This is a genomic window from Leptolyngbya sp. FACHB-36 (assembly GCF_014695955.1).
GTDB lineage: Bacteria > Cyanobacteriota > Cyanobacteriia > Leptolyngbyales > Leptolyngbyaceae > FACHB-36.
Genome location: NZ_JACJPG010000002.1, coordinates 1 through 2,128 on the forward strand (window position 1 = coordinate 1; position 2,128 = coordinate 2,128).

Below are 2,128 nucleotides of genomic sequence, written 5' to 3' on the forward strand. Positions count from 1 at the left end.
CGCTGCGCGATTTTGGCGTGGTCATTTCTGACCAAACTGAAGCTTATAGCGCTTTAGACGCTGGAGAAGTCCAAGCTGCCGTGCGAGTGCTGCAAATGCACGGTCATGAGGTCTACCCGCATCGGCACCTGCCGCGACGGGGAATGGCGGAACAGCGACAATTTTTGCTCGATCGCGCGACGGCTCCCTACGTGCTGTTCCTTGACGATGACCTGATCCTGGAGCCGTGGGTCGTGGAACTCCTCGTGAACACTATCCAATCGGAAAACTGTGGCTTTGTCGGGTCGGGAATTATTGGACTCAGCTTCCGTGACGATGTGCGTCCGCATCAGCAGGTTTTGGAACTGTGGGAGGGTCCGGTGCAGCCAGAGGTTGTGAAATCGGGCACGCCCCAGTGGGAGCGCTACAAGTTGCACAACGCCGCCAACGTCTACCACGTGCAGCAGCGACTGAACATTACCCCCGATCGTCCCCAAAAGTACCGCGTCGCCTGGATTGGCGGCTGCGTTCTCTACGACACGGCTAAACTCCGCAGCGTCGGCGGTTTTAGCTTCTGGCGCGATCTGCCGACCGACCACTGTGGCGAAGACGTGCTGGCGCAGCTGCGGGTGATGGCGCACTACGGCGGCTGCGGCGTGCTGCCCTCCGGCGTGTATCACCAGGAATTGCCCACAACGATTCACGATCGCAGCCAGGATGCACCGCAGCTACTGCCCATTGGTGGATGAGGCATGGCGTCTAGAAAGCGCCATCGCTCAGTCTTCACCCCGTACTCATGACTCACATTCACCATGATGCAGCGGATTCTCTTCATTGAACTCTTGGGTGGCATCGGAGATGTTGTGATTGCGCTACCTGCGATTCATGCGCTGGCGCGATCGCACTCCGCCGCTGAACTGACGGTGCTCACGTTTGCGCCCGGTGGTGAACTGCTGGAATCCGATCCGCTGATTCATCGCGTCGTCTACGCCAAGCAGGGAGAAGCGCGGCAGGCGGTAGACCATCTGCTGGCGCACGATCGCTTTGATCTGATCGTGTCGGATACCAATTACGACGGCATTGCGGAGGCGATTCAGCAGAGCGGTACTCCCCGTGTGGTAACGAATCTGTGGCAGTCGCCCCCACCGAATCAGCGCGTGGGCGATCGGTTTCTGAGTATCCTGCACGTGGAGAAATTAATTCTCGCTGACTCATCCAGCACGCCGCAGCTTCATCTGACTCAGCAAGAGCGTCAGGACGCGCGATCGACGTTTGGGTCCGCCTACCGTCCGCTGGTGTTTCTGTGCCCCGACGCGGGCATGGCGATTAAGCGCTGGGCGCCCGATCGCTTCGTTACGGTCGGCAAAGCCCTACAGCAACGACTCAACGCCACGATCGTCGTGCCCATCGGTGCTGATGCGGAGGAAGCCGCTGCGATCGTGGACGCTATCGGGGGCACGGCGCGGCTGTGGCAGCGCGGCTCCCTGCGCCAGTTTGCCAGCGCGATCTCCCACGCAGATTTGGCGATCGCCGCCGATACGGGACCTGCCCGCATCGCTGCCGCCCTGAACGTCCCCACCCTGACGCTGTTCGGACCTTCCTGGCACGAACGCTACGGGCAAGCCGCCCCTCACATGAACCTGCAAGGCGCTCCGGCGTGCGGCGATCGTCACATCGCCAACTTCACCGATCAGTCGTGCTGGTACGGCGGCACCTGTCCGCTGCCCCAGTGGACCACCTGCCTCGACGACCTCTCCCCCGAAACCGTTTTTGCGGCGGCAGAAACCCTACTCAAGCCGAAGGAATCGGGAACAGACAGGAAAGAACTCAAGCGTCAAACGTCAAACCCCGAACTTCCATCCCCCATTTCCTGGCAGAGCGTTCGCAACCTGCTTGTTCTGCGCCTCGACAACATCGGCGATGTTTTGATGACCAGTCCTGCCTTGCGTGCCCTGCGAGAAAACTTACCCGACGCCAGAATTACGCTGATGGCAAGTCCTGCTGGGGCGCTCACCGCACCGCTGCTGCCCTGGGTTGATGAGGTGCTGCCGTGGCGCGTCCTGTGGCAGGATTTGGGGCGATTGCCGTTCGATCCGGCGCGGGAGTGGGACTTGGTAAAGACGCTGCACGATCGCCGCTTTGACGCGGC

General features: G+C 60.9%; 2 protein-coding genes. Both read left to right on the plus strand.

Going from position 1 to position 2,128, the window contains the following annotated elements:
- The coding region (locus H6F43_RS00015; RefSeq protein WP_190339998.1) for a glycosyltransferase family A protein at positions 1-728 on the plus strand (728 nt) is incomplete at its 5' end.
- Between the two features lie 63 nt (positions 729-791).
- A partial coding sequence (locus H6F43_RS00020; RefSeq protein ID WP_199290066.1) for a glycosyltransferase family 9 protein occupies positions 792-2,128 on the plus strand: 1,337 nt, incomplete at its 3' end.